Source organism: Agromyces binzhouensis, assembly GCF_004135055.1.
GTDB classification, from domain to species: Bacteria; Actinomycetota; Actinomycetes; order Actinomycetales; family Microbacteriaceae; genus Agromyces; species Agromyces binzhouensis.
In genome coordinates this window covers 1-2,624 of the sequence record NZ_SDPL01000432.1, presented here as the reverse complement: position 1 = coordinate 2,624, position 2,624 = coordinate 1, and the positions used below count along the sequence as shown (strand labels likewise).

Sequence of the window (2,624 nt, the reverse complement as noted above, 5' to 3'; positions counted from 1 at the left end):
ACGGACCCTCGGTCACGGTGACGGTGGTCCCGGTGGCCCCGCCCGCCGCCGGCGCGATCGCCGGACGGTCGGACCTCGCGCGGAAGCCCGGGCCGATGGGCGCCTTCCTGGACCCGGCGCTCGGCGTCGACCCGCTCCCGTCCTGGCTCGAGCTCGCATTCCCAGGCGCCCGTGCCGCGCTGGTCCTCGGACCCGACGGTCCCATCGACGCCGTCGCCGTGTACGCCGTCGCGACGACCGGCCACTCGGGCTGCCTCGTCGCGCGGATCGGCCCTCGCGGCATGGCGGTGAACTGCACGGGGTTGTGGGCGCTCGCCGCCGACGGACTCTCGCTGCGCACCCGGATCCCCGCCGAACTCGCCACCGGCGACGGCGAGTTCCGCGGGGACGGCATCCTCACGGTCGACTCGGCCGTCGACGTGCTCGCCGCCGAGTGGCTGGCCGACGGCAGCTTCCGCATCGCGCGCGATCCCGAGTGAGCGGGTCGGCCCGGGCGCGCGTCGCCGGAATACGCCGACCGCTCCGATCGTTCCGGATGCCGTGGACGCACTGCCAGTCGACGTCGCCGTGATCGGCGCGGGGCAGGCCGGGCTCTCGGCCGCCCACCACCTCCGTCGGCGCGGGTTCGTGCCCGTGGGGCAGGACCCTTCGGCGGCCGACACGTTCGTCGTGCTCGACGCCAATCCCGCCCCCGGCGGCGCCTGGCAGCACCGCTGGGCGTCGCTGCGCATGGGCACCGTCAACGGCATCCACGAGCTGCCCGGCCACCCCGTCCCGCCGGCCGACCCGGCGGCCCCGAGCCGCGAGGCGCTCCCGCCGTACTTCGCCGAGTACGAGCGCCGGTTCGACCTCGACGTGCAGCGCCCCGTGCGCGTCCGGGCGATCCGGCGCGCGGACGAGGATCCGCACGGGCGGCTCCTCGTCGAGTCGGATCGCGGCACCTGGGCGGCACGCCACGTCATCAACGCCACGGGCACCTGGACCCGCCCGTTCCGTCCGTACTACCCCGGCATCGAGCGGTTCCGGGGCCGGCAGCTCCACGTCGCCGACTACGTCTCGGCCGAGGAGTTCGCCGGGGAGCGCGTGATCATCGTGGGCGCGGGCGTCTCGGCGGTGCAGCTGCTCGAGGAGATCTCGCACGTCGCCGAGACGACGTGGATGACCAGGCGCGAGCCGCGGTGGATCGAGGAGGACTTCGACCTGCCCGCGCGCACCGCCGCGATCGCGGGCGTCGAGGCCCGGGTCCGCGAGGGCCTCCCGCCCGGCAGCGTGATCGCGGTGACCGGCATGCACTGGACGCCGTGGGCCCGCGCCGCGCAGGCGCGCGGCGTGCTGGTGCGGCATCCGATGTTCGCGTCGATCGAGGAGGACGGCGTGCGCATGCCCGACGGCTCGTTCCGCCCGGCCGACGTGATCCTCTGGGCGACGGGATTCCGGCCCGCGCTGGACCACCTCGCCCCGCTCGGCCTGCGCACCCGGCAGGGCGGCTTCCGGGTCGCCGACACCCGCTCGCTCGACGATCCCCGGATCTTCCTCATCGGCTACGGACCGTCGCAGTCGACCGTCGGCGCGAACCGCGCCGGACGGGCCGCCGTTCAGCAGATCGTGCGGGAACGGCGGGCGGCCGTCGCCGCGTAGGCGCTGTGCGGTCCGGTTCCGCCGTTGCCGACCTGGTCGCCACGGGAGCACACTGGCCGCATGGCCATCGTGATCAAGCGCGTCCACGACGCGCCCGAGGCATCCGACGGCGTCCGGATCCTCGTCGACCGGCTCTGGCCCCGCGGCGTCTCGAAGGAGCGCGCCGAACTCGACGACTGGGCGAAGGATGCCGCGCCCTCCCCCGGGTTGCGCACCGAGTGGCACCGAGCCGACGCCGATCGGTTCGACGAGTTCGCGGCGCGGTACCGCGCGGAGCTCGACGAGAACGCGGCGGCGCAGGCCCTGCTCGCGGTCGCGCGCCAGCACGATCGGGTCACGCTGGTCTACGGCGCGCGCGACGCGGTGCACAACCACGCCGCGGTGCTGCGCGACTGGCTCGGCGAGCACGGCGCGGACGTGGAGCGCTGAGGGCGCCGTCCGACGGACCTACGGCGCGATCACGAGCTTGCCGAGCACCGTGCCCGCCCCGATCCGCGCGAGCGCCTCGGGCACCCGCTCGAGCGGGAGCACCTCCTCGATCACGGGTGCGAGCACGCCGGATGCCACGAGCTCGCCGAGCTCGTCGAGGCCCCCGTTCGGCTCCGCCGCGAGCAGGCGGAACGTCCGGCCCTCGGCGTCGGGGCGACCGGCCGTGGCCGCCACACGCCCGATGGTGCGCAGGCGCCCGCCGACGACGACGAATCGCCCGCCCGGCCGGAGCGCCCGTCGGTAGTCGGCGAGCGCACGACCCGCGACGAGGTCGACGATCACGTCGAACCGGCCGGATCCGACGCCCTCGGCGAACAGCTCGGCGGCGGCATCCGCCTCGACCGTCTCGGTCGCGCCGATCCCGCGCAGCAGGTCGAGCTTCGCGGCGCGATCGACGGCGACCACCTCGCCCGCACCCAGGTGCCTCGCGAGCTGGACCGCGATCGTCCCCGCCCCGCCGCCGGCCCCGACGACGAGCACCCGCTCGCCAGCGCGCA

The 2,624-nt window shown here is 75.7% G+C and carries 4 protein-coding genes; 3 read left to right on the top strand and 1 reads right to left on the bottom strand.

What is annotated here, in order from left to right:
• The 3 genes from ESO86_RS15250 to ESO86_RS15240 all read left to right on the top strand — a co-directional run.
• Positions 1–479: hypothetical protein (locus ESO86_RS15250; RefSeq protein WP_207207172.1), on the top strand; the 479-nt coding region annotated here is incomplete at its 5' end.
• A 61-nt stretch (positions 480–540) separates the two neighbouring features.
• The gene (locus tag ESO86_RS15245) at positions 541–1,638 is read left to right on the top strand and encodes an FAD-dependent oxidoreductase (protein ID WP_129235739.1); all 1,098 of its coding nucleotides are present in this window, start codon (positions 541–543) and stop codon (positions 1,636–1,638) included.
• Positions 1,639–1,698: 60 nt separating this feature from the next.
• Positions 1,699–2,067: a DUF488 domain-containing protein gene (locus ESO86_RS15240; protein WP_129235738.1), complete on the top strand. Its 369-nt coding sequence runs from the start codon at positions 1,699–1,701 to the stop codon at positions 2,065–2,067.
• A gap of 18 nt (positions 2,068–2,085) precedes the next feature.
• On the opposite strand, the gene ESO86_RS15235 is transcribed toward ESO86_RS15240, so the two are convergent.
• Positions 2,086–2,624 (bottom strand): zinc-binding dehydrogenase (locus tag ESO86_RS15235; RefSeq protein WP_165307969.1); only part of this gene is annotated, 539 nt, incomplete at its 5' end.